Consider the following 26,432-nt stretch of genomic DNA (forward strand, 5'->3'; position numbering starts at 1 on the left):
CCCCGCCCCCGGGGCGATTTCAGGCAGTCAAAGCCACCACTGAGCCAAGCCACTGGCCCGCACGCTCGGGCGGTCAATGGCCGCTTCAAGCATTCCGGACTCAGCCTCGATCAGGGTGAACTGCTCCCGCGCCCGGGTGATGCCTGTGTAGGCCAGCTCACGGCTCAGCACTTCAGCACCGCCAGGTGGCAAGACCAGCGCGGTGTGCTCGAACTCCGAGCCCTGGCTCTTGTGCACCGTCATGACAAAAGCCGTTTCGACCTGCGCCAAGCGCATCACACTCACCGAGCGCAAGGCATCGCCGTCGAGGAACCAGACCTTGAGCTTGCCTTCGCTGTTGGGCAACACCACCCCCACATCGCCGTTGAACACGCCCAGCTGCGCATCGTTGCGGGTGACCATGACTGGGCGACCGGCAAACCATTCGCCCGTGACTTTGAGCAGCCCCTCATCGGCCAAGGCTTTTTGCACGGCGGCGTTGAGTCCTTGGGTGCCCCATTCGCCTTGGTGCACGGCGCACAGGATTCGGAAACGCTCAAAAGCTTTGAGCACGCTGCGCACCCAATTGGCATGGGTTTCGGCGTCTTGCCCGCTCGGCACCTGCTGCATGAGGTGCAGGTAGTCGGCATACGACGGTTTGCCGGATGTGCCAAGCGCCAAAGCGCAAACGGCTTGGGGGGTGGTGGGTTGCAGGGCGATCAAAGCCGAGGGAGATCGCGACGAGGGCGTCGCTCCAACAGGTGGCTGCGGCGTTTCTTGTAGGAGCCCCACCCCCGGGGCGATGGCCTGCGCTTGGCGAAGCTCTTGTTGCATCAAGGATGCAGAAAAACCCTCAGCCAGCACGGCTCGGGCAGCAGCGGCATCGCCCCGGTTCACCGCCAAGGCCAATTGGCCAATGGCGCCTTTGAAGCGGCGGCTTTGGCGCAGCATCACCGTCTGCTGCGCAAGCACAGGAGAAACGCCCGCAGACCGGTACTCGGCAGGCAAGGTCTGCCCGGCCACGGTCTGCACAAACTGTGCAGTTTCCGCGCTGTAGCGGCCTGCGGCGGCGTTGCGGCACAGGTCGCCCAGCACCGCGCCCGCTTCCACCGAGGCCAGCTGGTCCTTGTCGCCCAGCAGAACCAGCCGCGCCGTGGCGGGCAGCGCCTGCAGCAGCGCGTCCATCATTTCCAAGTGCACCATCGAGGCTTCGTCCACGATCAGCACATCCACATCGAGCGGGTTGGCCGCGTGGTGTCTGAACTGGCGCGTGTCGGGCCGCGCACCCAGCAGCGAATGCAAGGTGCGTGCTGGGCCCATGCGGGCGATCAGCGTGTTCAGGTCCAGACCGCAGCCCTCTGGCACCTGATCTTGCAGGCTGGTCAGTGCGTTGTCGATGGACTGCTTGAGCCGCGCCGCCGCCTTGCCCGTGGGCGCGGCCAGCGCCACACGCAATGGGTTTTCTCCGTCATGCAGGGCCAGAAGCAAAGCCAGCAGGCGGGCTGCGGTGTAAGTCTTGCCCGTGCCCGGCCCGCCCGTGATGACCGACAGACGCGCACGCAGCGCCACGGCGCAGGCCACCTTTTGCCAATCGGTGTCGTAAGTGGTCTCGGAAAGGGCATCGGCACTGGGCACAAAGAAACGGTCCAGCCAGCGGCGTGCAGCTGTCTCTTCCACAGGCAACGGTTCGCTGGCCCGTTGCAACAGACCCTGGCCCACGCGCTGCTCGTAGCCTGCATAACGGCGCAGGTACAAGAGCGGAGCATGGGCCGTGCCGCCCAGCACCAGCGGCTGCCCTTGGTCGGGTGCATCGCTCAGACGCGAACAGGCTCGTGATGTGTTGCTTTGCAAAGCGGCTTGCCAGTCGGCCAGCGTGGCGGGCAGGTGCGCCCAAAGCGCACGCAAGCCTTGCGGCCCGTCCACAGCCACGGTGGGCCAAGCCAGCAACGCCACAGGCGGTGCACACAGGTCGACCAAGGGCAGGCAGGTGTGGCCACGCCCTTCCATTTGAGCGAGCATGGCCGCCGCCACCAGCAGCGCGGGGCTGGCTTGGCCATCGAGCCGCAGCAGCTGGGCCGCAAGGGCGCTGTCGATGTGGCGCAGCAGGCCTTGCTCGGTCCACAGCTGCAGCCATTGCAGCGTTTGCGTGGCGCTCAGGCCTTGGGCGGGCAAGTCGTTCAACCAATCCATTTGCAGGGTGGGAACAGACATTGTGCGCGAGGGCTTTTTGAAACTCATGCTTTCACCTCGGCATGGAGCATGGCGTCCAAGCCATCGAGCAATTCGAGCGGCGCAGGCAAGGTGCAGCAACCGCCCGCAGGTCCTTCGATGCCACGCAAGAACAGGTACACCGCGCCGCCCAGTTGCTGCGCCGGGTTGTAGGCCTCACCCAGACGGGCACGCAGCAGGCGGTGCAGCGCCAGCATGTAGAGCGCGGCTTGCACCTCGTAGCGGTGGTGGGCCATGGCGGCATCGAGCGCCTGTGCGGTGTAGGCCGTGTCATCGGCACCCAGGTGGTTGGATTTGTAATCGAGCACCCAGTAGCGCCCTTCGTGCTCGAACACCAAGTCAGCAAAGCCCATCAGCATGCCGTGCAGCTGCGCGTCGGGCAGTTGCTGGCGGCTCACGCCGGGCAGCAGGTGCTGCTGGCACAGGGCGTCCACCTCGCGGGCGTGCAGCCGCTCGGCAGGCAACCAAAACTCCATCTCGGGCAGCAAGGTGCCCAGCGCGTTCAGCGGGCTACCTGGCCCACGCAGGGGTTGCGCCACCACACGGGTGAGCCACTGCACCACCACATCGGCTTGGGCTTTGTAGCCTGCGTTTTCGCAGCGCTTTTTGAGGCGCTCGACCTTGGGTGCGTCGAGCGCAAAACCATCGGCCGCCAACCACTCGAGCTGGTCGTGCAAGAAGTTGCCTGCCGTCGGGCCTTTGGCAAAGCCGTGCCACGGGGCCAAAGAACCCGCAGGGGCTGCAGGCATTGGCAGGGTCTGTGCGTCTTCAGGCGGTTCGTCGTCGGCCGGGCGCGGCGTGGCCATGTGCAGGCTCATGTGCGCCAAAGGTTGCGAAGACAGGTCACGCGTCAGGCGCGAGAAGCTCGCAATGGTCCACGACTTGTCGATGCGGGCGGTGCAGACCAAGGCGTTGCTCAGTTCGCGGGTGTCGGCGGGCCGCTGCCAGACGGTGAGCGGCACGTCTTCGCTTGCGCTCACCAGTTGCACCGACAAGCGCTGCGCTTGCGCATCGGTTTCCAGCGCTTGTAACTTGGGCCACCAGCCAGCTTCATCGATGGCGTCACCGCCACCCAACAAATGGCCTGCAGCACTGTTGTGGTTGACGCAGCTTTTGCCCGGTGCCCGCGTGACAGGGCTCCAGCCCACCCACAGTGCATGCCGCGCACGCGTGAGCGCCACGTACCACAGGCGCAGGTCCTCACGCAGGCGGTCGTGATCCGCCAGCTTCGTGTCGTCCTTGTCAAAGTCCAAAGTCCAATGCCGATCGCCCTCGCCATCATCGCGCTGCAACACCGGGGTTTTGTGGGCTTCCATCATGCGGTGGCTGTGCGCAAAGGGAAGGCACACCACCGGGTACTCCAAGCCTTTGCTGGCGTGGATGGTGATGACCTTGACTAAGTCTTCGTCGCTCTCCAGCCGCACGGTCTGTTCGTCGCTGTCGCCTGCGCCCCCCGATTTGACCTCCTCGATCTGCTGGGCCAGCCAGCGGATCAGGGCCTGCTCGCCATCGAGCTGGCTGCTGGCGGTTTGCAGCAGTTCGGCCAGGTGCAGCACATTGGTCAGGCGGCGCTCGCCATCGCTCTGGCCACGCCAGCGCCCGGCCAGTTGCAGCACATGCAGCGACTGGCGCAGCATGGCCAACACGCCCTGGCCTTGCCAAACCAAACGCAGATCGCGCATCTGCTCAGCGCGTTGGTCCAGCAACTCATCTTGCGTGGCCAAGTTGTACAACTCGGCCAGCGACAATCCCACCGTGCGCGTGCCCAAAGCAGCACGCACGCGGCGCATGTCTTGCGGCTCGGCCACGCCGCGCAGCCACAGACACAGGTCCTGCGCTTCGTCGCTGGCAAACACCGAGTCGCGGTCCGACAGGTAAACCGAAGCCACTCCCCGCACACGCAAGGCATCGCGCACGGCAGCGGCCTCTTTGCCTGTGCGCACCAGCACGGCAATGTCTTTGGGTTGCAGCGGTTTATCGCTCTTCTCTGGGTCCACAAAGCGGGCCTGCGGGTCACTCAGCCAAGCCACGATCTTCTCGGCACACAGGGCCGACAGGTGCGTCAGCGCATCGCGCTGGCTGCGCAGTGTGGCGTCGTGCACCAAGGTCATGGCTTTCACGACACCATCACGGGTCGTGAACACTTCACTGCGGCCCTTCGCGCCTACCGGCTGGAAAGGCAGCGGATCTTCATCGCCGTGTTGGTAGCCAAAGGCATCTTTGGAGATTTCAAACCAGCGGTTCACCACATTGACCACCGCTTGGGTGGATCGGAAGTTGGTGCCCAGCACATGGTGACGGCCATCGGTGGCGCGGCGTGCGGCCAAGTAGCCGTGGATGTCGGCACCGCGAAAACCATAGATCGATTGCTTGGGGTCCCCGATCAGCAGCAGCGCAGCGTCTTGCCGGTTCTCGGCTGTGCGGTAAATGCGGTCAAAAATGCGGAACTGCAGCGGTGAGGTGTCCTGGAACTCGTCGATCATCGCTACCGGAAACTGTTCGCGCAGGCGCTGCGCCAGGCGCTCACCCGACTCGGGGTCGGCCAGCGCCACATCGAGGCGTTGCAGCATGTCGGCAAAACCGAACAGGCCACTGCGTTTTTTCAGCTCGGCCATGCGCTGCATCACATGCGTGCGGGCGTTCAGGCGGGCGGCCTGCGCGGGGTTGGGCAAGGCCAACAAAGCGGCTTGCAGATCAGCGAAGGCCTGAGACTCCGGCGGCAGCTCAACGACATCGCCTTCTTTGCGACACTCCAGCAGGCCATAGGGTGTCAGATGATCCCAGCCTGTACCCATTGCATCTTTCAATGCCTTCGTATCCCCGCTGCTTTGCGACCAGCATTTGAGTGCATCCATCCACTTCTTGGAGCGCCCCACCTGCAGAATTGAACCATTCCATCCATGCTTCTTGACGGCCAGCTGTCCCTCGATCCAGCCCAACAAGCTGTCGGCCTTTTCCACCCAGCCCTGCTTGAGCGCCGCCAGTTGCGCATCGCGCTCGGCCAGCACCGTGCCGAAGACCTCCGTCAGCCTGCCGGGGGCGGGGTCGGCCAGCGGCACCGCCATCAGGGCACGCATGTCTTTGTCGAGCGCAGGCACGTCGCGCCAAACGCGCTGCACCTGCGCCACCAGCGGTGTGGTCATGGGGTAGAGCTGCTGACGCCAGAAGTCCTGCACGGCTTCGAGGCGCAGCGCGGCTTCGTCGCCGACCAGGTTTTCTTCAAACAGGCTGCCGCTGTCAAAGGCGTGCTCGCGCAGCATGCGCTGGCACCAGGCGTCGATGGTGTAGACGGCCGCGTCGTCCATGGCCTGTGCGGCCAGCGCGAGCCGATACGCCGCTTGTTCGCGGGGCTCACCTTCGGGGTATTCGCTTTTGAGTTGATTCAGGAAGGCGTCGTCCGTTGGGGCGATGCCGCGGAACACCTGCGCCGCCTCGGTCAGGCGGGCGCGGATGCGGTCTGACAGCTCACGCGTGGCGGCGCGGGTGAAGGTCATCACCAACACGTCTTGCGGCAGCATGGGGCGCACGGGTGCGGTGCCCACATCGCCATGGCCCAGTACCAAGCGCACATACAGCGCGGCAATCGTCCAGGTCTTGCCCGTGCCCGCGCTCGCCTCGATCAGGTGGCTGCCGCGCAGCGGGAAGCTGTGGGCGTTGAGGGCGTGTGCGGTGCTCATGCCTCGTCTCCCTCATCGTCTGCAGGCGCATCGGGCAAGACCTCGACCTGCGCCTGCGCCGCCCAATCCTGGAGCGGCGCGTACACCGCCTGCGCCAGCCGATCGAGTGCGCCCGTGGCCAGCAAGTCCTGCACCGTGGGGTAGGTTCGGGCCAGCGCCGGGTCTTTGTCTTTTTCTGCGCTCTTGAAGTCACTGCCTTCATAGGCATCGGCCAGCGCGTTGGTGTTTTCTTTGTCCTTGAGCCACTGCAAGGCCACACCCGGCGGCAGGGGCAGCGGCCAGCGCATGCCTTCGGCCCAGGTGGCCAGCAGGGTCTGCAATTGGGTGCGGGCGGCCTCAGGGTCTAGCGGTTCTGCACGCACCACGGCGTTGCGGCCCACCACCACACAACGCAATGGATGCCCCATGGCGGCAGCGGCCAGCGACTGCAGCCAAATGTCGATGAGTTTTTCAGGCAATGCTGTGGCCTTGCCCGCTTTGGAAATGCTGACCAGCTTGTTGGCACGCAAACTCAAAAGCATTTGCCCACCCTCACCCACCAACAGGCCGCCCAAAGCGTCTTGCAAACTCACTTGGGGGTGTGCCTGGTCGACCAACACGCGCTCGGCCGCTTCGGGGTAATCCCCGCGCTCGCGCAGCGCAGCGGCCAGCTGGGTTTGCAGGATGTGGGTGAGCTTTTGGGCTTCGAGCGTGCCCACCCCCGCCAGCGGCAAGGCCCCTGCCTCACGCAAGTGCTGCACCACACGCGCTGCATGGCTGGGCAATTCGTCTGCGCTCAAATCCGCAGGCACATGCTGCAGTTCGTGGTCGAGCAACTGGTACAAGTCCAGCCCGCCCAAGCCAAACAGTTCTTCGTCATGCAGCTCGCTGCGCTCGTCTTCCAAATGCACCTGCAGCCGCTCACGAAAAAACGCACCCACAGGTTTGCGCAGGAAGCGGGCCAGTTGGGCGAGCGAGATGATCGGGGCCTGCTCGTTGGCGGCCATGAGCGGCGGCAACAAAGCAGGCCATCGCGGCGAGGGCGCCGCTCCCAACAATGCCCCTATAGGAGCGGCGCCCTCGCCGCGATCCCCTGCAGCGCCAATGATTGACCCACCACCGTCGCCGCGATGGTCTTGTTGCGCCGCCCGCCACTCTTTGGCATAGGTCAACAAACCACTGCCCGCTTCAAAGTAAGCGCGGCTGAACGGTTGCAGCGGGTGCACGGTGGTCAGGTCTTTGGCCGTGTCTTTGCCCCAGAGCAGGTCGATCTCGACGCGCAGCTGCGAGACCAGCACCGAAGGCGGTTGTTCGCTGTTGTCGCGCACGCTGCGGCCACTCCAGCTCACGTACAGCACCTGACGTGCCGACAAGAGCGCTTCGAGCATGAGCTGGCGGTCATCGTCGCGGCGTGAGCGGTCGCCGGGGCGCGTCATGCCGGGCAGGCCCATCAGGTCAAAGTCGGCACGCGGGCCGCGGCGTGGGTAGTCGCCGTCGTTCATGCCCAGCAGGCACACCGCCTTGAACGGGATCGCCCGCATCGGCATGAGCGTGCAAAACGTCACGCCGCCAGCGCGAAAGCGCTGTTCCAATCGTGGTGCCTTCAAGGCCTCGAGCCAAGCCGATCGGGCCACGGCCAGCGGCACAGCCTCTTCAAAACCCGCATCGCCACAAGCCCGCACCCAATCGTTCAGCGCTTGGTCGAGCGCCGCCAGCGCATTGCGGTCGTTGTCGTCTCGCGGCTTGAACAGCGCCGCGAGCATGGCGCGACAGCGCTCGGCCCACTGTGCGGGCGTGGCGCTTTGCGAGCAGGTTTGCCACCAGTCGATCAGGGCCTGCAACAGGTGCGCCAGCGACCCGGCCAACTCGGCGTCCAGCCCTCCCACTTCTGCATAAGGCGACACGCCCAATGACACGTCATCGTCCACCGGGTCGGCACCACAGGCATAACCCATGAGCATGCGCTGCACGCCAAACAGCGCCGAGTTGTCGTCGCCGCACACGCCCAGCCCCAGGCCCGCGCGGTGCTCGGCCGACAGGCCCCAGCGGATGCCTGAGCCCGCCATCCAGCGCGTGAGCGTGGGCAGGTGTTCGTCCTTCAGGCCAAAGCGGGCCGCGAGCGCGGGCACTTCAAGCAGCTCGACCAGCTCGCTCATGCGGCTGCGCTGCTGCGGCAGGGCCAGCAACCATTCGACCGCATGGATCAACGGGCTGATGGCCTGCGCACCCAGGTCGGCAATGTCATACGGAATGAACCGCGCATCGCTGCGCTTGTATTGACCAAACACGGCGCGGATCGCCGGGGCCATGACTTCGATGTCGGGCACCATGACCACCACATCGCGTGGCGACAAAGGCTCGGGCGAGGTGTGGAACCACTGCAGCAACTGGTCGTGCAGCACCTCGAGTTCGCGCACCGGGCTGTGCGCCACGCTGAACGCGACCGAGCGGTCGCCCTGGCGCAAAGGCTGGGCTGGGGTGCCACCGCTAGACGGCTCCAGGTCGCGGATGCGGCGCTGCAACTGCGCGAGCAAACGCGTGCCGTCTTCGCCGGGCACATCGTCAAAAAAGTCCAGGCGCGGCCACTGCGTGACTTGCTGGGCCGCTTGCAGGTCGTCAAAAGCGTCGAGCTGGCGAATGAAGTCGCGCCCCTGCCGCCCCCAAGCGGCCAAGAGCGTGGGCGCGTGCAGGTGCATCTGGGCCAGCGGCAAGCCAGCCAATGCCTCGCCTCGGTAGGCGTGACGTCGCCGCTCGGCCTGCAACCATTCGCGCCCGTCGATGATGTCACCCCAGTGGTACTGACAAGGGTTGGGCACGGCCAGCAGCACCTGGCTGTGCGCGGCCAGTGCCGCCAGCATCTCCAGCAGCTGCCCAGGCATGTGGCTCATGCCAAACACCGACACGCGCCGCGCCACAGGGCTGGCCAGCGGCTGGCCCGACTGCAGGTGCGCCAGCGCCCGCGCATGCAGCGCCGGGCGGGTGGCTTGGCGCTGACTGTCATCCAAAGTGGCGAGCACGCGCCGCCAGAGTTCCGCCTGCCAAAGCTGGTCTTCGCCCAGCTCATCATGGCCAGCGGCCTTGCGCAACACGTTGCGCCCGGCGGCCCAGTCTTGCAGCCAGTCGGGCCGGTAGATTTGGTACTGGTCAAACAGGTCGGCCAGGCGGCTGGCCAGTTGCAGCAGGCGGTCGGGCTCGTCGCCTCTCAAAAAACCTGCCACGGGTTGGAACACCGGGTCTTGCAGACACCCCGGCAGCAAGGCCATCAGCCGCCAGGTCATAGGCAGTTTGTCAAGCGGTGAGTCGGGCGGCACGTTGGCCGCGCCCAGCACCTGCCGATAGGTGCGCCACAAAAAGCGCGAGGGCAGCTCGACCCGCGTAGCCGCGCACACCCCACCTTGGCGGGCCAGTTCGATCTTGATCCACTCGGCCATGCCGTTGCTCTGCACCAGCACCACTTCGCTCTCAAGCGGCTGCAAAGGGTGCGCACGTAGCCAAGCCGTGAGGGTGTCGGCCAGCACCTCGGAGCGGTGGCTGTGCAGGGCAATGAAGCCGGGCGAAATGGAGGATGCAGGCATGCGGTGAACAAGTGCGGACATGGAAGCGAAGGGACAAGAATAGCCGCAATCGTGACCGCCACCAGGCTCATGGCAAGAGCCCTGCACTGCCCAATTTTTAAGCACCAGCCGCCACGCCAGTCAGGATGCGGCTTGGCGCAGTTGTTCAAGGACTTATCCACACCTTTGGGCACGCTGTTTGGGGGCAACTGTGTGCGCTCCTGACCCATGTGACTCCAACCTTGGGTTTTCCCTAGCCTGCAAGGGAACATTAGGGCCGCATGATTTGGGCAGACAAGTTCAACCCACGCTCTTCATGACCACACCTTCTTCTGCATCCCCCGCCGAGTCCCCCATCTGCAGCACCATGATGCAGATGCCCTTGTCGCTGAACCACTTGCTCGAACGCGCGGGCACTTTGTTTGCCAGCAACGAGATAGTCTCGCGCCTGCCCGACAAGTCGCTGGTACGGCACAGCTACGGCGCGTTTTACCAACGCACCCGCCAGTTGGCGCAAGCCCTGCAAAACATGGGCCTGCAAAAAGGCGAGCGTGTGGCCACGCTGTGCTGGAACCACCATGCGCACCTGGAGTGCTATTTCGGCATCCCGGCCGCAGGCGGGGTCATGCACACCCTCAACCTGCGCCTGTCACCCGAAGAGATCGCATGGATCGCCAACGACGCACAAGACAAGGTGCTGATTATCGACGACGTTTTGTTGCCGCTGTACCAGCAGTTTGCGCACCTCTACCGCTTCGAGCGCGTGATCGTGTTCCCGTTTTCCGGGGCAGCGGTGCCCGCTGAATTCACCGACTACGAGCAGCTGCTGGCGGGCACCGACACACAGGGTTTTCAGTACGCCCCGCATGCCGAAGACGATGCGGTGTCGATGTGCTACACCTCGGGCACCACGGGTCGGCCCAAGGGCGTGGTGTACTCGCACCGCTCCACCATCTTGCACACGCTGGTGGGTTGCCTGGGCGACTTCTGGGGCCTCAAGGGCAGCGACGTCATCTTGCCCGTCACCCCCATGTTCCACGCCAACAGCTGGGGCATTCCTTATGGCGCGGTGATGATGGGCGTGAAGCTCGTGTTTCCCGGCCCGCACCTGCACCCGGAAGATTTGCTGGACCTGATGACGGCTGAGCCCCCCACACTCTCGCTGGGCGTGCCCACCATCTGGATGGGCCTGATCCAGGCTTTCGAAGCCGCACAAACTACCCAGCCGGGCCGCTGGAAACTGCCCGCTGGCATGCGCTCTTTGGTGGGCGGTGCGGCCGTGCCTGAGGCGCTGATTCGTGCCTTTGACCGGCACGGCATCTGGATTCTGCAAGGCTGGGGCATGACCGAAACCTCGCCCTTGTGCACCGTGTCTTACCCCAAGTCGGAGCTGAAAGACGCTTCGCTAAATGAGCGCTACCGCCGCGCCGCAATGGCGGGTGTGCCCGTGCCGCTGACGGAGTTGCGCATTCGGGGTGAAGACGGACTCGATGCCCCTTGGGACGGCCAGCATGTGGGCGAAATCCAGGTGCGCGGACCCTTCATCACCGGCAGCTACCACCAAGTGCCAGTGAGCGAAGACAAGTTCAGCGCCGACGGCTGGCTGCGTACGGGCGATGTGGCCAGCGTAGACGCCTTGGGTTTTGTGCGCATCACCGACCGCACCAAAGACCTGATCAAGTCCGGCGGTGAATGGATCAGCTCGGTCGATCTGGAAAACGCGCTCATGGCCCACCCCGACGTGGCCGAAGCGGCCGTGATCGCCATCCCCGACCCCAAGTGGAGCGAGCGGCCCCTAGCCTGCATCGTGCTCAAACCAGGTAGAGTACCTCAACCCGAAGCCTTTGCTGCACACTTGTTGCAGCACGGCTTTGCCAAGTGGCAGGTGCCCGACCGCTACGAGTTCATTGACGCCGTGCCCCGCACCTCGACAGGCAAGTTCTACAAACTCAAACTGCGCGAGCGTTTTCCGGCCTGAGGCGACTGACCACTGTCTGCACAGCCCTGACGCCAGTAGGCTCTGTGGGCATGGGGTTAAGAGGCACGGTCCACAATGGTTTTCGCTTTTTGAGCGCACCTTTTTTCAAGGGGATGACCATGCGCCACCCATTTGCCACGGCTTTGTTGGCCAGCCTGTTGTCTTGCAGCTGGGCCTGGGCACAGGCTGCCGGGCAGTCCGACAAGACAAAAGACAGTCCGCAAGTCACCACACAAGAGGTGGCTCAAGCCTTGCCGCCCGAGCCGCTGCAGCGGGTACTGCAATCGGTGGTGACGGTGCAAAGCCGCAGCGATGCGCAGGCCAGCACCAGCCGCACCCTGGGCCAGCGCCGCGAAGGCTCGGGCGTGGTCATTGGCCCCGATCTTGTGCTGACCATTGGCTACCTGCTTCTGGAAGCCGAAAGCGTGGACCTGATCGACCACCAAGGCCGCAGAATTCCAGGCCAAGTGCGGGCCGTGGACAACCTCACTGGCTTGGGTCTGATCCGAACCCTGATCCCCTTGCGCTTGGATGCCGTGCCGCTCGGCGACTCGGACAACCTGCCCACCCCCGGCAAGCTCTGGACCCTGGGCCAAAACGAGACCGCGCCCACCGCGCTGGAGCTGGTCTCCAGAAAGGTCTTTGCGGGCAGCTGGGAATACCTGCTGGAAGCGCCCTTGATGACGCTGCCTGCCGTGAACAACTGGAGCGGCTCGGGGCTGTTTGACGCCCAAGGCCAGCTGGTGGGCATCGGCTCCTTGCTGGTGCAAGACGTGTACGGCGACCAAGTGCCGCTGCCTGGCAATTTGTTTGTGCCGGTGAACCTGCTCAAAGACCCCCTGCCCGACTTGGTTCGCACAGGCAAACGCACTGGCCCGGCCACACCCTGGCTGGGCATCACCAGCCAGCGCCTGCCTAGCGGTGGCTTGGCCGTATTGCGTGTATCGCCGGGCAGCCCTGCAGCGCAGGCAGGCATCGCCGTGGGCGACACCTTGCTGGCCCTGCAAGGCCAAACGCTGCAAGACCTGCCCGACTTTTACCGCCGCCTGCGAGCACTGGGGCCTGCTGGCAGTCGCTTGACCCTCACGATTCGCAGCGGGGGCCAAAGCCACGAGGTGGAACTTCTCAGCACCGACCGATCAGGCTCACTCAAACGGCCCAGCGGGATTTGATGCTTGGATGGAATGGGCCCCGCCTTGGCAGGCTCGTACCCGGACTTATCCACACCTTTGGGCACGGGGTTTGGGGATACACTGACCCGCCCTTTTCCTGCCCGCCATGAATACAGTCCCAAGTTAGCATTGACCCCATGGTCTCAGAAAATCGAGCCCCGGTGTGATCCATGTCACTTTTGACAAAGTGCTTTCAAGGCCCTCAGATGCCCCACTTAAAGCTTGACCTGTTCGGTGCCCGGTTGTTCGTGACGCTCGCCTGGCTGTTTTTGGCAGGCTGCAGCGCCCCTGCGACACCGCTGAACACCCCCATTGCACCCGACAAAATCACCCCAGCCCAAGTGCTTCCGGCTCAGCCCATGCGTTTTGATCTGCCCGGCGGCGACAGCCTGGCCGCACGTGTATGGGCCACGCCTGCGCCCCGGCACATTGTGCTGGGTGTGCACGGCTTCAACGACTACAGCAAGGCCTTCGAGCCCATGGCACAGCACTTGGCGGGTGAACTCGGTGCCACGGTTTACGCCTATGACCAACGTGGCTTTGGGGCCAATCCTGAACCCGGCATTTGGTCAGGCTCGGATGCACTTTTGGCCGACTTACGCCACATTGCGATGCAACTGCGCCAGCAGCACCCTGGCTTACCGCTCACGGTGATGGGCGAAAGCATGGGCGGCGCTTTGGTGTGGGTCGCGGCAGGTGAATCACCCGGCTTGGCTGCGGACCACATTGTGCTGAAAGCGCCCGCCGTATGGGGCGCTCAAAGCATGCCCTGGTACCAAAGGCTCAGCCTGCAATTCATGAACGCCGTGGCGCCCAACATGACCTTCACAGGTCGGGGCGTGCAGTCGCTGGGCATCACCCCCACCAACGACATCGAAGTCTCTCGCGAACTTGGGCGCGACCCGCTCTTCATCAAAGCCACCCGCGTCAGCAGCTTGGCCGGGGTGACAGCGCTCATGGGACGCGCCCAAAGCCTAAAAACCCAGCCTCCACAGCGCAGCCTAGTGCTTTATGGTCTGCGCGACCGCATCATTCCTCCCCTGCCTGTCTGCGACTGGCTCACCCAACTGAACGCGGCAAGCGCCCCGGGCACAGCGCTTGACTTTGTGATTTACCCCGAAGGCTGGCACCTGTTGACGCGCCAGCTGCAAACCCGCGAAGTCATGCAAGACCTGCACCAGTGGTTGCAGCGAAGTGCGCTGACGCGGAGACAAAGCCAGCAACAGGCAAAGGAAGCGGTTTGCGCCAAACGCCTGTGAAAACCCTCGCAGCCGATCGGCCATCGAATTATTTTTTCAGTCACAACGAACCACCTCCACGACCGCCATGACACTGCGCCCTGTCACTGCTTTGCTTGTTCTGAGCCTGCTGATGCCTGCCGCTTGGGCCCAGCGCATGTACGACAGCAGCGGGCGTGCTTTGGGGCGGGTGGATGCCGAGCGGTTTTACAGCGCTTCGGGCCAGCAGATCGGGCGGGTCGATGGTGAGCGCGTTTACGACGGCTCGGGGCGGCAACTAGGGCGCATCGACGGAGACCGGGTCTACAACGCATCGGGCAGCCAGATCGGCCGTATCGATGGCGACCGGCTGTACAGCGCTTCGGGCTCGCAAATGGGTCGCATCGACGGCGAGCGCCTGTACGACGGGTCTGGCCGCCAAATTGGGCGCGCTGACGGTCTGCGCAGGATGCAGATGATCGTGTTCTTTTATTTCTTCATGTGAGTTGGTGGCGGCTGCGCGTTCTGCACAAGGGGTACTTTCCCTCGCAGGTTTTCTCATTCACTGACACACAGTTTGGGCAAAACGACCGCTAACCCAACCATCCCACGCGCTCAAGCGTCCAGAACACCCCCAGCACTACGATGGCAGAAGAACCACCCGCCACCAACGCCCAGCGGTACAGGCGGGTATGGCGCAGCAACCAGGCCACAGGTAAAAACGCACCTACGATGGCCAGTTGCCCCAACTCCACGCCAATATTGAAGCCGCCCAACGCGGCCAGCAACGCACTGGCGGGCAACCCCAAATCGAGCAGCACGCTGGCAAAACCAAAGCCATGCACCAAACCGAAGACAAAGGCCAGGCGCCAGCGCTTGAGAGCGCTGAAACCCAGCAGGTTGTTCAGCGCGGCCAGCACCACCGAAATGGCAATGGCCGGCTCTACCAAATCCGCAGGTGGCGTGAGCCAACCTGTGATGGTCAAGCCCAGCGTGATGGAGTGCGCCACCGTGAAGGCCGTGACGACCGCCAGCACATCCAGCACCACGGGCCGGGCCTGCTTGGCTGCTTGCCAATGCACAACCCGTTGACGCGAAGGTTGCAAGGGGGCCAGCACCAAGAGGCTGAGCAGGAAGACGATGTGATCGATGCCAATCCAGATGTGCCACACGCCCTCGAGGATGTAGCGACCGAACACTTTCAACGGGCTGTTATCGGCGCGACTGATGAGGGCCTCGGGCCTTTCCGGGCTGAGCAAGGCGCTGATGGTGTCATCGCCAAAATCCACCTTGAGCAAGCCGCGGTGCAAATTATCTTGCGGAAAAATCAAGCCATAACGCAGCGCCAAACGGGCATCGGCCGCGTCCACCGCAGAAGAAAGCCCCGGGCAATTCACGGCCCACTGAGCGCTCAGGTAATTGCCATCGGCGTGCTCGCTGGCTTGCAGGTCTGCGGGCCCCAAGGCACATTTTTGGCCCGCTGCCGTGAGCGAAATGCCCTGACCCAGCCAATCCTTCAACTCGGGGCTTCGCGCCTGTGTCTCGCCCCAAGTGACTTGGCCATCGCGGTTGGCATCCAGGTCAAAAATCAAGTCAAGGTCTCGCAGGTGAAGATCGGCCCGCAGGGTCAGCGCTGGGCCTGATGTGCTGAGCGTGAGGTAGCTGTTGCTGCTCGAGTGCGCATGGGCCACAGGAGCCATCAGCAAGCTCAAGCCTGCCAAGACAGCTGCAAACAGCCATCGCTGAACTGTCCGGTTTCGGGGAGAAGACATCATGGGCGCCCCCCTTTCCAACTCGGGTGAGCTTTAAGCTGCGCCAGCAGCGGCGTCAATTGCGGATCTGTGTAACCGGTTTTTTCGGCCCAGCTGACCACGGGTTCGGCAGCACGGGCTTGGCCCAAAGCCAGCGCAGCCTGGACAAACAAGAGCGCGTCAGGCGGTTCTTTTTGCAGCTGCCAGTTGTCAATGGACAAAGCCAAGCCCGCTTTCAGGTCGCGCCCATAAGCAATTTGGTAAATGAGTTTGGGCCGCTCGATCAAGGCCTCTTGCCGCAACGCTTGCGACTGAAGCCGCGCTTCCAACTGGCTGGCCAAGCGGGCTTCATCGGGGTCTTTCAATCCGCGACTGGCCAAGACCGCCTGCATCAAAAGCGCATCGGTCAGGGTGGCTGAGTTGTTTTGGGCATTGCCACTGCTTGCATCGGCCATGGCGATGGTTTGGGCTTGGCGGTATTGGCCTTGCTGGTTGAGCAAGTCGGCCAAAGACAAGCGGATCAGGTGCGACTGCGGGCTGGCTTTGAGGCGCTGCCCCCAAACGGCCAAAGCTTTCGCAGGCTGTCCGGACACGCGGTGCGCCTCGCCCAAATGGAACCCAAGCCAGTCTTGCGAAGAGGCGTCTTGGTAATTGGGTGAGCGAAGGGCCTGACTCAGCATGTCCACCGCGGGCAATGACTGGCCTGTGCGGTAGAGCAACACCGCGCGGTAGACCTGGGCTTCTTCTGCGCCCAGCAATCGGCCCATTTCCTCAATGTCCTTCTGGGCCGCCGACATGTTGGCCAAGAGCAGATGCAAGGCAAACCGCCAAGACCAAAACTCGGCGCGTGCAGGCTCCAAGGCGATGGCACGGTTGATGTCTTGTAAGCCATCTGGGAAATCGTGAAAACCTTGCTTGACCAAGCCCCGTAGAAAATAGGCCTCTGCAGGCAAATCGGCTACCGTCCACCAAGGCGTCAAAGCCGCTTTGGCTGAGCCGTACCAACGCAAATCACCCTCAGTCAGGCCCAGCGTAAAGACAGCCCTGGCATAGGCCAGTGCGGAAGGCAAGTTTTGAGGTTGAGCCCGCCAGGATTTGTCCAAAGAGCGCAAAGAATTAAGACGTCCACTGGCGGCGTGCACCGACACGGACAAGACCACCGCAGACTCTGCGGGCTTAAAACGCTCTTGGGCTGTAACAGGTGAGACGGCCACAAAAAGCCCAAAAAGCACAGTCACGGTGGCGCTTGAAATCGGTGTGGAAGCCTCACAGCGGTGGCGATGGGTTTTGTCCATTGTTTTCATGTGCCTTTGATGCTTGATAGTATGCGTCTCTGCGTTGACTCACATCAGTGCACGATTTTTGCCCTTTTTATCAACCTCTCTCCTCCAAGGTGTTTTTATGAAATTCGTGATGACCGCTCTCGTTTCCGCTTTCATGTTGGTGTCCATGCCCGCCTTCGCAGGTGCGCACGGCGGCGGCAAAATGGACGACAAAAAAGTCGACTGCTCCAAGAAAGAAAACGAATCCAACCCTGCTTGCGTCAAGAAGTAAACTTTCTTGCCCTCAGGTTTGAACCCCTCTTGAGGGGTTTTTTTACGAGTTGATCACTATGCACTTTTACGAACCCCACCTGGGCCACGGCCTCAAGCACGACCCGTTCAACTCGATCGTGGGTCCGCGCCCCATTGGCTGGGTGTCCAGCCGCAGCACAGAGGGTGTGCTTAATTTGGCACCGTACAGTTTTTTCAGCGCCTTCAACTATGTGCCACCCCTGATTGGGTTTTCGAGCATTGGTCGCAAGGATTCGCTCAACAACATCGAGGCCACGGGTGAATTTGTTTGGAACTTGGTCACGCGTGACTTGGCCGAAGTGATGAACCAGACCTGCGAAGCGGTGCCGCCCGAGGTGGACGAATTTGCACTGGCGGGCCTGACGCCCGAGCCTTCGCGAATCGTGAGCGTGCCGCGTGTGGCCCAAAGCCAAGTGAGTTTTGAGTGCCGCTGCACACAAATCTTGCAAATGGAAAACCTGGAGGGTCAAAAACTACAGACCTGGATGGTTTTTGGCCAAGTGGTGGGCGTGCACATCGACAAGCGGTTGGTGCCAGAGGGTATTTACGACACCGCCCGTGCGGGGCATATATTGCGTGGCGGCGGCCCTGCTGATTACTTCAGCATCGGCCCAGAGCAGTTGTTCAAGATGTACCGCCCCGAAAGCGGTGCCCGCGACCTGCCGAAATGAGGCCTTGCACCCTTCCAGAGCATGGGCAACACCAGCGGGTGTCACCTGAGGGGCAGGCCGGGCAGCAACGGCTGCGTTAATCTGAGCATCAGCCTCCTGTCTACCATCAGGCGGCTGTTGGCCCTTCACCCCAAGTTCAGGACAAAGACATGACCGCATCACTTTCAGGACAAGTTGCATGGATCACGGGCGGGGGCAGCGGCATCGGGCTGGCAGGCGCGATGGCACTGGCCAAGGCTGGTGCCCATGTGGTGATTTCGGGCCGCAACGCTGCCACCAATGCCAGTGCATTAGCGGCGCTGCAGTCCATGGGCAGTGCCGAGGCCCTGCTGCTCGACGTGGCCGACAAGCACGCCGTCAAGTCGGCCGTGCAACAGATTTTGGACCAACATGGGCGCATCGACATTTTGGTGACCAGCGCGGGCACCAATGCCACGCAACGCAATTTCGATGTGGTCACGCCCGAGGCTTGGGACGATATGGTGGCCATCAACCTGTCTGGGCTGTTTTATTGCGTGCATGCCGTCCTGCCTGCCATGCGCCAGCAACAAAGCGGCTTGATCATCAATGTGTCCTCGTGGGCAGGTCTGTACGCGTCCAAGCTGACTGGCCCCGCCTACAACGCCACGAAACGCGCTGTGCTGGCCCTGACCGAATCCATCAACATGGAGGAATGCACGCACGGCATCCGCGCCACCTCGCTTTTGCCTGGCGAAGTGGCCACGCCCATACTGGACAAGCGGCCCGTGCCACCCTCTGCCGAGCAACGAGAGCGCATGGTGCAGGCTGAGGACATGGGTCAGGCCATCCTGTTTGTGGCGCAGATGCCTGAGCGCACCTGCATCAACGAGTTGATCATCTCGCCCACCTTCAACCGTTTTTACACAGGTGGGCTGGAAACGCCGCCCAAGCGCTGAGCCCGGCACCGTCTCACCCTGTCCATGAGTCAACTTTTCAGCGACAGCGCCCGGCACCGCCGCATCGGCATTGCGCTGGTGACGGTCACCACCTTGATGTTTGCGGTGCTCGACGCGTCGGCCAAGTGGCTGGTGCTCACCCTGCCCGTGATGCAGGTGGTGTGGATGCGCTTTCTCACGCACTCGCTGTTTTCCATCGCGGTGTTTGCGCCCTCGGTCAAAGGCGATTTGCTGCGCTGGCGGCACCCGAGATTGCAGTTGCTGCGCGGCTTGATGCTGGCATCCATGACCGCGCTCAATTTTTGGGCCTTGCAGTATTTGCAGCTGGCCGAGACCGGGGCCATGCAGTTTTCCGTCCCGATTTTGATCGCCCTGCTGTCGGCCTGGTGGTTGGGGGAGCGGCTGGACGCCAAGCGCTGGCTGGCGATTGCGGTGGGCTTTGCGGGCGTGTTGGTTATCATCCGCCCGGGCAGCCAAGGCTTTCATCCGGCGATCTTGCTGTCGGCGCTCAATGCCATTTTGTACGCACTCTTCAACATGATGACGCGCTACCTGGCCAGCAGCGAAAACCCGGCGACCACGCAAATGACATCGGCGATGGTGGCCACTTTGGCGCTCACGCCCGTGGCGCTTTGGCAGTGGCAGCAACCGACCACGCCGCTGGAGTGGTTTGTGATGGCGCTGGCCGGTTTGTGCGGCGGCATTGGCCACTACTTTGTGGCCGAGGCGCACCGCTACGCTTCGGCAGCGGTGCTAGGGCCGTTTTTGTACCAGCAGATCCTCTACATGACGGTGCTCGGTTGGTTGGTGTTTGGCCAGGTGCCCGACCTGGCCGTGGTGCTGGGCGCCTTGGTGGTGGTGGGCAGCGGGCTTTATTTGCTTTGGCGTGAGTTTCAAGGTCAAAGCGAGGCGTGATCGCCCCCAGCCTGCGCCAGATGGGGCCAAGCAGCTCGCAGTCAGATCGGTGACACAAAGCCAGCTGCCCTGCGCACAAGATGCGAAGCCAACGCGTTGTGCTTTAGCCGTCTTCACAGGAGTCTGACATGTCTAATTCTCCCCGGTGGAAACACCGTCCACCCGGCTCAAACTGGGGCGACTTCGGGCCTGACGACCAGTACGGTCGCATGAACCTTTTGACGCCAGACAAAGTGCTGCAGGGCATGCAAGAGGTGCGCACGGGGCAAACCTTCAACCTGAGCCTGCCGCTGGATTTCCCGGGTGGCAACGTGCTCAACCCCAGACGCCTGCCGCCTGTGTTGCGCCCCACTTTGCGCGAGGGCAAAGCCAATATGAACTACCAGCTGCTGTGCGACGACCCGGCCTGCACCGACGTGGTGTGCGACGACTTGGTGATCCTGCATTTACAGTACAGCACCCAGTGGGACAGCTTGGCGCATGTGGGCTCGATGTTTGATGCCAACGGCGATGGCGTGCCCGAGCCGGTGTACTACAACGGCTTTCGCGCAGGCACCGATGTGGTGGGGCCCAGCAATGGATCGGGGGCTGGCATTTTTGGTTTTCCCGAGATCGCCCGCGAATCGACCTCTTCTGCCAAAGCCTTGGGCATCGAAAAAATGTCCGAGCGCTGCGTGCAGGGCCGCGCGGTGATGATCGACCTGCATGCCCACCTGGGCCGCGAGCGGGTGCGGGTGGGTTACGACCTGCTGATGGACATCCTGAAAAAAGACAAGGTGGTCGTGGAGCCCGGCGACATGGTGTGCCTGCACACCGGCTTTGCGCAGATGCTGCTGGAAATGAACAAACAGCCCGACCCGCATGCGGTCGAAAATTCGTGCGCCGTGCTGGAGGGACGCGACGAGCGGCTGCTGCAATGGATCACCGATTCAGGCCTGGTGGCCCTGATCGCCGACAACTACGCGGTCGAAGGCTTGCCCGCCACACCCCGGCCCGGCAGCTGCGCAGCTTTGCCTTTGCACGAGCATTGCCTGTTCAAGCTGGGCGTGCACCTGGGCGAGATCTGGCACCTGACCCCATTGGCCAACTGGCTGCGCGAGCACGGCCGCCACCGTTTTTTGCTGACTGCTCCACCCCTGCGCCTGCCTGGGGCCATCGGCTCACCTGCCACGCCCATTGCCACCGTGTGACATCCACTGTGGCGAGCTTACAACCGCTCGCCTTAATCGATTTGGGTTTGCGCCAGCGTGCCCGATTCAACCAGCCGCCGGATCGCCCCAGCCACCTGCTCTTCGCGCCCCGCAAAACCGTGCTGGGTAAACGCCTGGCAAGCCTCGCCACGGAAACCCGATCCGCCCGACACCGACGCCAAGCCCACGCCCCATTTTTCAGCGATGGCCACAGCGTCCCGGTGGTACGTCATTGGGCAAGGGTCCTGGCGGTGGTGAAAGATGAATTGCGGGGTTTTGAAAGGCCCAAACTCCAGCCCTTGGTCTCTGGCCTTGCTGTAGGTACCCGCGGTGTGGACGATGCCGGCATAAAGGTTTTGTCCATGTTTGAGCAAGCCAGCGGTGGTGATCACGCCTCGGCTGGTGGACACGGCCCAGATGTGCGCCAGGCTGGGGATTTTTCTTTGAACCTCTTGAACCAAAAGTGCAATGTCTTGCGTCCGCTCGGCTGAGGCCTGGTAGTTGTCGGCGCACAGGGTTTCAAAATCGGACCGGCAGTCGAGCAGCAAGGTGACGACCTGGGGGGACAGCAGGTGCTGCCGCGCTCGCACCAAAAAATTGCCGTTTTGCCGGGTGGTGATCTGCCCCGCCTCGTTCAGGCGTGGCCGGGTGACCCCGGGGTGCCCTGACACCACCACCAACAATTTTTGAGGGGCCACAGCCGAATCCAGTTTGGACAACACGCCTTGCTGGGTGAACCCTTGCGGGGTCTTGACGGTGACGATCTCTTCGATGATCCGTGCGGGAACACCCGGCGCATCACTGGCCCCGGCGACGCGCAACCCCAAAGCCCCATAAAAAACCACGGCCCATACCCCAATTTTGGACACCATGACCCACTCCTTCAAATGCGAACGCGCAGAAAATGTCCTCCATTGTGACTAGGCTGGCGACACGACGAATCCTGAATGTGACTGCCCAAATGGACAATGCATGGTGGAATAGCCCCTGCCCTTCAGCCCATCTAGAGACAGACCATGGTCCATTACTTTGACGAAGCCCGCGTGCAACAACTGCTTCACGTGCCCGACCTGCTGCAAGGCGTGCGCGAGGCCTTGGTGGCTTTGACGCATGGCCAGGTGGTGCAGCCGCTGCGCATGGTCATGCCGATTGGCGAGGCCTCTCACGACGGCCTGCTGTTTTTAAAGCCCGCTCAGCTGGGCGATGCCTTGAGCACCAAGCTCATCACCTTGGTGCCGGGCAATGCGCAAAAGGGCTTGCCCACGCTGCTGAGCACCATCGTGCTGATGGACCCGACGACAGGCCAGACGCTGGCCGTGATGGAGGGCAACACCATCACCGCGATGCGCACCGCAGCCGCCTCTGCCGTGGCGGCCGATGCGCTGGTGCCGCGCACACCGCAGGTGGTGGCCATGCTGGGCAGTGGCGTGCTGGCCCGCAGCCACGCGCAAATGCTGCGTGCCGTGCGCGAGGTGTCCGAAATCCGCGTGTGGAGCCCGAACTCCGCCAACGCGCGACAGTGCGCACAAGACATTGGCGGTGTGGCCTGTGCCAGCGCCGAACAAGCAGTGCGCGGCGCCGACATCGTCTGCACCGTGACCAACGCCAGCGCACCGGTGCTGCACGGCGCTTGGCTCAAGCCCGGTGCTTTTGTGGCGGCCGTGGGTGCGCCCCGCCCCACTTGGCGCGAGCTGGACGACGCGGCCATGCAGTATTGGGTGGTGGCCGACCAGCGTGAAGCTGCCGAAAAAGAATCGGGCGACGTGATGCTGTCAGGCGCGACCGTCGCTGCGGAAATTGGCGAGATTTTGTGCGGCCGTGTGGCACCCCCACCATCGGGCACCACGGTCATCTTCAAATCGCTGGGGCAGGCGGTGGAAGACACCGTGGCAGCAAGGCTCGTGTACCGCGCGGCATTGGCGGAAGGTACTCGCCCATGAGCCACGACGATGTGGTGATCGTGGGCAGTGGCGTGATGGGCGCGGCCACAGCCTATTGGTTGACCCGTTTGCAACCGGGCCTGCGCGTCACGCTGGTGGAGTCGGACACGCGTTACGAAAAAGCCTCCTCGTCACTGTCGGCCAGCTCGATCCGCCAACAGTTCACCTGCCCGGTGAACATCCGGCTGAGCCAATACGGCATCGCTTTTTTGCGCGAGGCCGAGCAGCACCTGGGCCTGCCCGATCACCCCGTGGCGTTGGGCTTGCAAGAACCCGGCTATTTGTACTTGGCCCAGCCAGAGCAAACGGCCGCCCTGCACACCGCGCACCAGATCCAAAAACAAGCCGGGGCCGATGTCGCACTGCTGGGCCCAGAGGCCCTGCGCCAGCGCTACCCCTGGCTGAACGTGGACGATGTGGCGCTGGGCAGCCTTGGGCTGAGCGGCGAAGGTTGGTTTGACGGCCCGGCCTTGCACCAAGCATTTTTGAAAAAAGCCATGGCGCAAGGCGTGCAGCGCCTGCACGACCGGGTGGTGGGCCTGGACCACAGCGCCACGCACATCAGTGCGGTGCGGCTGGCCAGTGGCGGCAGCTTGCTCTGCGGTCAAGTGGTCAATGCCGCAGGACCTTGGGCCGGTGAGGTGGCAGCCATGGCGGGGGTACAGCTGCCCATCGAGGCGGCGCGGCGCACGGTGTTTGTACTGTCTTGCCCTGAGACGCTGCCGCAATGCCCCTTGCTGATCGACCCGAGCGGCTGGTGGCTGCGGCCGGAGGGCCGGTTTTTGATCAGTGGTTCAGAGCCCACACAAACCGAACATGGACTGCCGCTAGAGCCCGACTGGGCTGAGTGGAACGACGAGCAATGGGCGTCGCTCGCCCATCGCATACCGGCGCTCGCAGCACTGCGGGTCGAACGGGCCTGGGCGGGCTACTACGAGATGAACACCTTCGACCACAACGCCGTGATCGGTCCGCACCCTGAGCTTAAAAACCTGTATTTCATCAACGGGTTTTCAGGGCACGGCATGCAACATGCGGCCGGAGCCGGTTTGGCCTTGGCCGAGTGGATGCTGCAGGGAAAGTCGACCACCATTGCCGTCAATGAACTGGGCTTTGAGCGCCTGCTAAACAACAGGCCGCTGCTTGAACTGCAAGTGATTGGCTAGCCTTGCAGGTGATCGCTCAGTCCTGCAAGTCTTCACGCGCTTCAATCTGCAAGCGCTGCACCACCGCACCCCGGGTGCCCGCTACTGCGCGAATGCGCAAGGCCGGACCGGCTTCGAGCACCACGCGGCAGTGGTAATCGAGTCCATCGGTCTGGCCCGGGCAGTTGCTGGCGATGCGGCGGTGCCATTGCTGCTTGCCGTCGATCTCCAACGTCAAGGCGTGCCAAGCCTCGGCATGGTCTTCGGGCACACGCACCAGCAAGCTCACATCGATGTCGAACGTGCGAGAACGCTTGAGCGCGCCGGGAATGTTGAGCACAGCCACCGCATCGCCCACCTCGGTTCGCCACAACTCAGGTTTTGCAAGTAGCGCCATATCGCTCAGGATTTGAGCAAGGTCTGGAGTTCGCCGCTGTCGATGAGGCGGCGCAGGTCATCGGCTCCACCCACCAGCGTACCGCGCACAAAGACCATTGGGAAAGTGGGCCAGCCGGTCCACATTTTCAAAGCATTGCGCAAGCGCCATTGCGAAAAATAGCTGCCAAATTCGATGTACTCGTGCACCACGCCTGCAGCGTCCAAGGCTTTGCGGGCCTTGCCCACAAACGGGTTACCCGACAAGCCCACCACCACAACAGGGTGCTGGGCCATGGCGCTTTGCACCTGCTGGATCACGGGCAGGTGGTGTTCGGCAATGCGTTGGCGGATGGCCGGATGGATGGCCGAATCAGCAAGAAGAGGTCTGGTCATGGAATTCCTTGAAGCGCCAAAAATAGGGGTAGAAAAATGTGCCAGTTTTCAGGCTTGGAGGGCATTGGCCCCATCGTGCATGAGTTGCGCGATGTTGGCCGACCCCAGCAATTGCATGGGGCTGACGTTGGCCAAATCAATGGCGGCTTGGCTGAAGACGCCTAAGCTCATGCAGGTGCACGAAAAAGCGTCGCGGCTTTCACGCACCGCCAGCAATTCGCGCAAATGTTCGGCGCCCACGGTGGCCGCTTTCCAGCGCTTGGCACTGACCAAGGTGACTCGGCCATTTTTTTCAATTTGGAAATCGGCCGGGCCGTCGTTCAATCGGGTCACCACAAAGCCCTGCTGCCTGAGCGCTTCTTCGACCAGCACTGAAAAATCACGCCAGCCCATGCCTCGTGCCTGTTCTACCAATTCCTGGATGCGGTTGGGCGAGATGGCGTTTCTTTGTCGCCACGCCGCCATGACACCGATCACAAAGAATGGAAAGGCGCCCAGCATGCCCGCTATTTTGTAGGCCTCGGGCAGCAAAGCCCCGGCCACCAAGGCCACAGCCAACATCACCAAAAAGCTTACCCACCACGGGGCGCGTAACAAAGTCGCAAACAGCGACTTTTCGGACATTTTGAATTTCATGGGGATTCAGAAGTAGAAACAAACAAACGGCGTGTCTCAGAAAGAAAATTTGCGTTTCGAAGCCAGCTGTCAGAGTTTAGTTGAGCCAAGCGCAGGCGCTGAACAATATCTGGCATTCCCTCATGCTAAAGTGAAAATCTCTGTTTCAGTCAGGACACCCGCCATGCCGCAGACCCACAACGACCACAACGACCACAGCAATCCATCAGACCATGATCACCCGCCAACGGACTGGAAACACGATGGTGTGCGTGTGGTGCCAGGCAACCAGTTGGATGGCAATGTGCCCTCTACACCCGGCATGGACCGCAAGGCCGCCATCAATTTTGCGAGGGTAGGCGCCCAAAAACTTTGGGCAGGTACCGTTCACATCCACCCCAATGCCAAAACAGGCGCACACCACCACGGACCCTTGGAGAGCGTCATTTATGTGGTCAAAGGCCGAGCCCGTATGCGCTGGGGCAATGCGCTCGAATTCACAGCAGAGGCGGGTCCGGGTGATTTCATTTATGTGCCGCCTTACGTGCCGCACCAAGAAATCAATGCCAGCGCAGACGAAACCTTGGAGTGTGTCTTGTGCCGAAGCGATGGCCAGGCCGTTGCCGTCAACATGGACATTGAGCCCGCAGAAAAACCAGAAACCGTACTCTGGATTGACCCCACACACCCACAAGGTGGGGTTTAAGAAGACTATTTGAAGCAATCTTCAAAGCTTGAATGGAAAAAATGGCCCTCAACTCCGAAATTCTCGCCAGCTTGTCCGAGACCGACGTATCCAGCATCATCGGTATGGCTTGGTCTGACGACACGCCCTTTGAAGCCATTGAATTGCAATTCGGCTTGAACGAAGGCGAGGTCATCGCTTTGATGCGTGAGCAACTGAAAACACGTTCATTCAGAGTTTGGCGCATGCGAATGAGAGGTCGGTCTGCCAAGCATGGTGATCGTCAAAAACTGGGTCTGCAGTCTCAAACCCATGCCCCACACCTCCATATTCAATCGATCACACTGGATACGCTTCAAGAGGCCAATTTAACGGAATCCAACATACCTCTGACACTCGCATCACTTCGCTGAAATTGGCAGCAAGTGCACACTGAATATCAGAGTGCCGCTTTGCTACCACTTGGGTTCATG

22 protein-coding genes are annotated in these 26,432 nt (G+C 62.4%); 13 read left to right on the forward strand and 9 right to left on the reverse strand.

What is annotated here, in order from left to right:
- Positions 1-27: 27 nt before the first annotated feature.
- The 3 genes from recD to recC are packed head-to-tail and all read right to left on the reverse strand — an operon-like array spanning position 28 to position 9,460.
- Positions 28-2,217 (reverse strand): exodeoxyribonuclease V subunit alpha, encoded by a 2,190-nt coding sequence (gene recD, locus SWE17_RS09500; protein WP_322992857.1) that lies wholly within the window; start codon positions 2,215-2,217, stop codon positions 28-30.
- Complete coding sequence (recB, locus tag SWE17_RS09505; protein ID WP_322992858.1) at positions 2,214-5,885, reverse strand: exodeoxyribonuclease V subunit beta; 3,672 nt, start codon at positions 5,883-5,885, stop codon at positions 2,214-2,216. The genes recD and recB overlap by 4 nt, the downstream gene beginning before the upstream one ends.
- Positions 5,882-9,460 carry an exodeoxyribonuclease V subunit gamma gene (gene recC, locus SWE17_RS09510; protein WP_322992859.1) on the reverse strand — a complete coding sequence of 1,193 codons (3,579 nt, stop codon included), beginning with the start codon at positions 9,458-9,460 and terminating at the stop codon, positions 5,882-5,884. Before recC ends, recB begins: the two co-directional genes overlap by 4 nt.
- A 274-nt stretch (positions 9,461-9,734) precedes the next feature.
- Between recC and SWE17_RS09515 the strand changes: the two genes are divergently transcribed.
- From SWE17_RS09515 to SWE17_RS09530, 4 genes are all read left to right on the forward strand, one after another.
- Positions 9,735-11,396, forward strand: a complete 1,662-nt coding sequence (locus SWE17_RS09515; protein WP_322992860.1) for a long-chain fatty acid--CoA ligase — start codon at positions 9,735-9,737, stop codon at positions 11,394-11,396.
- A gap of 119 nt (positions 11,397-11,515) precedes the next feature.
- The gene (locus tag SWE17_RS09520; protein ID WP_322992861.1) at positions 11,516-12,568 is read left to right on the forward strand and encodes a S1C family serine protease; all 1,053 of its coding nucleotides are present in this window, start codon (positions 11,516-11,518) and stop codon (positions 12,566-12,568) included.
- Between the two features lie 206 nt (positions 12,569-12,774).
- Positions 12,775-13,827, forward strand: coding sequence for an alpha/beta fold hydrolase (locus tag SWE17_RS09525; protein ID WP_322992862.1), 1,053 nt, complete (start codon positions 12,775-12,777; stop codon positions 13,825-13,827).
- Between the two features lie 67 nt (positions 13,828-13,894).
- Positions 13,895-14,290, forward strand: a complete 396-nt coding sequence (locus SWE17_RS09530; protein WP_322992863.1) for a 5-fold beta-flower protein — start codon at positions 13,895-13,897, stop codon at positions 14,288-14,290.
- Positions 14,291-14,378: 88 nt separating this feature from the next.
- Here the strand turns inward: SWE17_RS09530 and SWE17_RS09535 are convergent, their stop codons facing one another.
- Both SWE17_RS09535 and SWE17_RS09540 read right to left on the reverse strand, forming a co-directional pair.
- Positions 14,379-15,557 (reverse strand): HupE/UreJ family protein, encoded by a 1,179-nt coding sequence (locus SWE17_RS09535; protein WP_322992864.1) that lies wholly within the window; start codon positions 15,555-15,557, stop codon positions 14,379-14,381.
- Positions 15,557-16,831, reverse strand: a complete 1,275-nt coding sequence (locus SWE17_RS09540) for a hypothetical protein (protein WP_322992865.1) — start codon at positions 16,829-16,831, stop codon at positions 15,557-15,559. The genes SWE17_RS09535 and SWE17_RS09540 overlap by 1 nt, the downstream gene beginning before the upstream one ends.
- Positions 16,832-16,949: 118 nt before the next feature.
- On the opposite strand from SWE17_RS09540, the gene SWE17_RS09545 reads away from it, so the two are divergent.
- The 5 genes from SWE17_RS09545 to SWE17_RS09565 all read left to right on the forward strand — a co-directional run bounded on the left by SWE17_RS09545 (position 16,950) and on the right by SWE17_RS09565 (position 20,803).
- The gene (locus SWE17_RS09545) at positions 16,950-17,090 is read left to right on the forward strand and encodes a hypothetical protein (RefSeq protein ID WP_322992866.1); all 141 of its coding nucleotides are present in this window, start codon (positions 16,950-16,952) and stop codon (positions 17,088-17,090) included.
- Between the two features lie 58 nt (positions 17,091-17,148).
- Positions 17,149-17,781 carry a flavin reductase family protein gene (locus SWE17_RS09550; RefSeq protein WP_322992867.1) on the forward strand — a complete coding sequence of 211 codons (633 nt, stop codon included), beginning with the start codon at positions 17,149-17,151 and terminating at the stop codon, positions 17,779-17,781.
- A gap of 149 nt (positions 17,782-17,930) precedes the next feature.
- Positions 17,931-18,698: an SDR family oxidoreductase gene (locus tag SWE17_RS09555; protein ID WP_322992868.1), complete on the forward strand. Its 768-nt coding sequence runs from the start codon at positions 17,931-17,933 to the stop codon at positions 18,696-18,698.
- A gap of 24 nt (positions 18,699-18,722) precedes the next feature.
- On the forward strand, positions 18,723-19,613 hold the full coding sequence (locus SWE17_RS09560) for a DMT family transporter (RefSeq protein ID WP_322992869.1): 891 nt from the start codon (positions 18,723-18,725) through the stop codon (positions 19,611-19,613).
- Between the two features lie 128 nt (positions 19,614-19,741).
- Positions 19,742-20,803 (forward strand): cyclase family protein, encoded by a 1,062-nt coding sequence (locus SWE17_RS09565; RefSeq protein WP_322992870.1) that lies wholly within the window; start codon positions 19,742-19,744, stop codon positions 20,801-20,803.
- Positions 20,804-20,835: 32 nt separating this feature from the next.
- Here SWE17_RS09565 and SWE17_RS09570 read toward each other — a convergent pair whose 3' ends face one another.
- Positions 20,836-21,675 (reverse strand): hypothetical protein, encoded by an 840-nt coding sequence (locus SWE17_RS09570; protein WP_322992871.1) that lies wholly within the window; start codon positions 21,673-21,675, stop codon positions 20,836-20,838.
- 144 nt (positions 21,676-21,819) lie between these two features.
- Between SWE17_RS09570 and SWE17_RS09575 the strand changes: the two genes are divergently transcribed.
- Both SWE17_RS09575 and SWE17_RS09580 read left to right on the forward strand, forming a co-directional pair.
- Positions 21,820-22,743 carry an ornithine cyclodeaminase family protein gene (locus tag SWE17_RS09575; RefSeq protein ID WP_322992872.1) on the forward strand — a complete coding sequence of 308 codons (924 nt, stop codon included), beginning with the start codon at positions 21,820-21,822 and terminating at the stop codon, positions 22,741-22,743.
- Complete coding sequence (locus SWE17_RS09580; protein WP_322992873.1) at positions 22,740-23,909, forward strand: FAD-binding oxidoreductase; 1,170 nt, start codon at positions 22,740-22,742, stop codon at positions 23,907-23,909. Before SWE17_RS09575 ends, SWE17_RS09580 begins: the two co-directional genes overlap by 4 nt.
- A 16-nt stretch (positions 23,910-23,925) precedes the next feature.
- Here SWE17_RS09580 and SWE17_RS09585 read toward each other — a convergent pair whose 3' ends face one another.
- Genes SWE17_RS09585 through SWE17_RS09595 form a run of 3 tightly spaced genes read right to left on the reverse strand, consistent with a single transcriptional unit; the run spans position 23,926 to position 25,295 of the window.
- Positions 23,926-24,285, reverse strand: coding sequence for a hypothetical protein (locus SWE17_RS09585; protein WP_322992874.1), 360 nt, complete (start codon positions 24,283-24,285; stop codon positions 23,926-23,928).
- Between the two features lie 5 nt (positions 24,286-24,290).
- Positions 24,291-24,659: a glutaredoxin domain-containing protein gene (locus SWE17_RS09590; RefSeq protein WP_322992875.1), complete on the reverse strand. Its 369-nt coding sequence runs from the start codon at positions 24,657-24,659 to the stop codon at positions 24,291-24,293.
- Positions 24,660-24,707: 48 nt separating this feature from the next.
- Complete coding sequence (locus SWE17_RS09595; protein ID WP_322992876.1) at positions 24,708-25,295, reverse strand: restriction endonuclease; 588 nt, start codon at positions 25,293-25,295, stop codon at positions 24,708-24,710.
- A gap of 163 nt (positions 25,296-25,458) precedes the next feature.
- Between SWE17_RS09595 and SWE17_RS09600 the strand changes: the two genes are divergently transcribed.
- On the forward strand, positions 25,459-25,980 hold the full coding sequence (locus tag SWE17_RS09600) for a cupin domain-containing protein (protein WP_322992877.1): 522 nt from the start codon (positions 25,459-25,461) through the stop codon (positions 25,978-25,980).
- Positions 25,981-26,021: 41 nt separating this feature from the next.
- A complete protein-coding gene (locus SWE17_RS09605; RefSeq protein ID WP_322992878.1) occupies positions 26,022-26,372 on the forward strand; it encodes a TIGR03643 family protein in 351 nt (116 codons plus the stop codon).
- Positions 26,373-26,432 lie beyond the last annotated feature (60 nt).

It is taken from the genome of Limnohabitans sp., assembly GCF_034680285.1.
In the GTDB taxonomy this organism is placed as follows: Bacteria; Pseudomonadota; Gammaproteobacteria; order Burkholderiales; family Burkholderiaceae_C; genus Limnohabitans_A.

Excerpts from the sequence above, each read along its gene's own strand:
- recD (WP_322992857.1), bottom strand. The coding sequence starts at position 2,217 with ATGAGTTTCAAAAAGCCCTCGCGCACAATGTCTGTTCCCACCCTGCAA.
- recB (WP_322992858.1), bottom strand. The coding sequence starts at position 5,885 with ATGAGCACCGCACACGCCCTCAACGCCCACAGCTTCCCGCTGCGCGGC.
- recC (WP_322992859.1), bottom strand. The coding sequence starts at position 9,460 with ATGTCCGCACTTGTTCACCGCATGCCTGCATCCTCCATTTCGCCCGGC.
- SWE17_RS09515 (WP_322992860.1), top strand. The coding sequence starts at position 9,735 with ATGACCACACCTTCTTCTGCATCCCCCGCCGAGTCCCCCATCTGCAGC.
- SWE17_RS09520 (WP_322992861.1), top strand. The coding sequence starts at position 11,516 with ATGCGCCACCCATTTGCCACGGCTTTGTTGGCCAGCCTGTTGTCTTGC.
- SWE17_RS09525 (WP_322992862.1), top strand. The coding sequence starts at position 12,775 with ATGCCCCACTTAAAGCTTGACCTGTTCGGTGCCCGGTTGTTCGTGACG.
- SWE17_RS09530 (WP_322992863.1), top strand. The coding sequence starts at position 13,895 with ATGACACTGCGCCCTGTCACTGCTTTGCTTGTTCTGAGCCTGCTGATG.
- SWE17_RS09535 (WP_322992864.1), bottom strand. The coding sequence starts at position 15,557 with ATGTCTTCTCCCCGAAACCGGACAGTTCAGCGATGGCTGTTTGCAGCT.
- SWE17_RS09540 (WP_322992865.1), bottom strand. The coding sequence starts at position 16,831 with ATGGACAAAACCCATCGCCACCGCTGTGAGGCTTCCACACCGATTTCA.
- SWE17_RS09545 (WP_322992866.1), top strand. The coding sequence starts at position 16,950 with ATGACCGCTCTCGTTTCCGCTTTCATGTTGGTGTCCATGCCCGCCTTC.
- SWE17_RS09550 (WP_322992867.1), top strand. The coding sequence starts at position 17,149 with ATGCACTTTTACGAACCCCACCTGGGCCACGGCCTCAAGCACGACCCG.
- SWE17_RS09555 (WP_322992868.1), top strand. The coding sequence starts at position 17,931 with ATGACCGCATCACTTTCAGGACAAGTTGCATGGATCACGGGCGGGGGC.
- SWE17_RS09560 (WP_322992869.1), top strand. The coding sequence starts at position 18,723 with ATGAGTCAACTTTTCAGCGACAGCGCCCGGCACCGCCGCATCGGCATT.
- SWE17_RS09565 (WP_322992870.1), top strand. The coding sequence starts at position 19,742 with ATGTCTAATTCTCCCCGGTGGAAACACCGTCCACCCGGCTCAAACTGG.
- SWE17_RS09570 (WP_322992871.1), bottom strand. The coding sequence starts at position 21,675 with ATGGTGTCCAAAATTGGGGTATGGGCCGTGGTTTTTTATGGGGCTTTG.
- SWE17_RS09575 (WP_322992872.1), top strand. The coding sequence starts at position 21,820 with ATGGTCCATTACTTTGACGAAGCCCGCGTGCAACAACTGCTTCACGTG.
- SWE17_RS09580 (WP_322992873.1), top strand. The coding sequence starts at position 22,740 with ATGAGCCACGACGATGTGGTGATCGTGGGCAGTGGCGTGATGGGCGCG.
- SWE17_RS09585 (WP_322992874.1), bottom strand. The coding sequence starts at position 24,285 with ATGGCGCTACTTGCAAAACCTGAGTTGTGGCGAACCGAGGTGGGCGAT.
- SWE17_RS09590 (WP_322992875.1), bottom strand. The coding sequence starts at position 24,659 with ATGACCAGACCTCTTCTTGCTGATTCGGCCATCCATCCGGCCATCCGC.
- SWE17_RS09595 (WP_322992876.1), bottom strand. The coding sequence starts at position 25,295 with ATGAAATTCAAAATGTCCGAAAAGTCGCTGTTTGCGACTTTGTTACGC.
- SWE17_RS09600 (WP_322992877.1), top strand. The coding sequence starts at position 25,459 with ATGCCGCAGACCCACAACGACCACAACGACCACAGCAATCCATCAGAC.
- SWE17_RS09605 (WP_322992878.1), top strand. The coding sequence starts at position 26,022 with ATGGCCCTCAACTCCGAAATTCTCGCCAGCTTGTCCGAGACCGACGTA.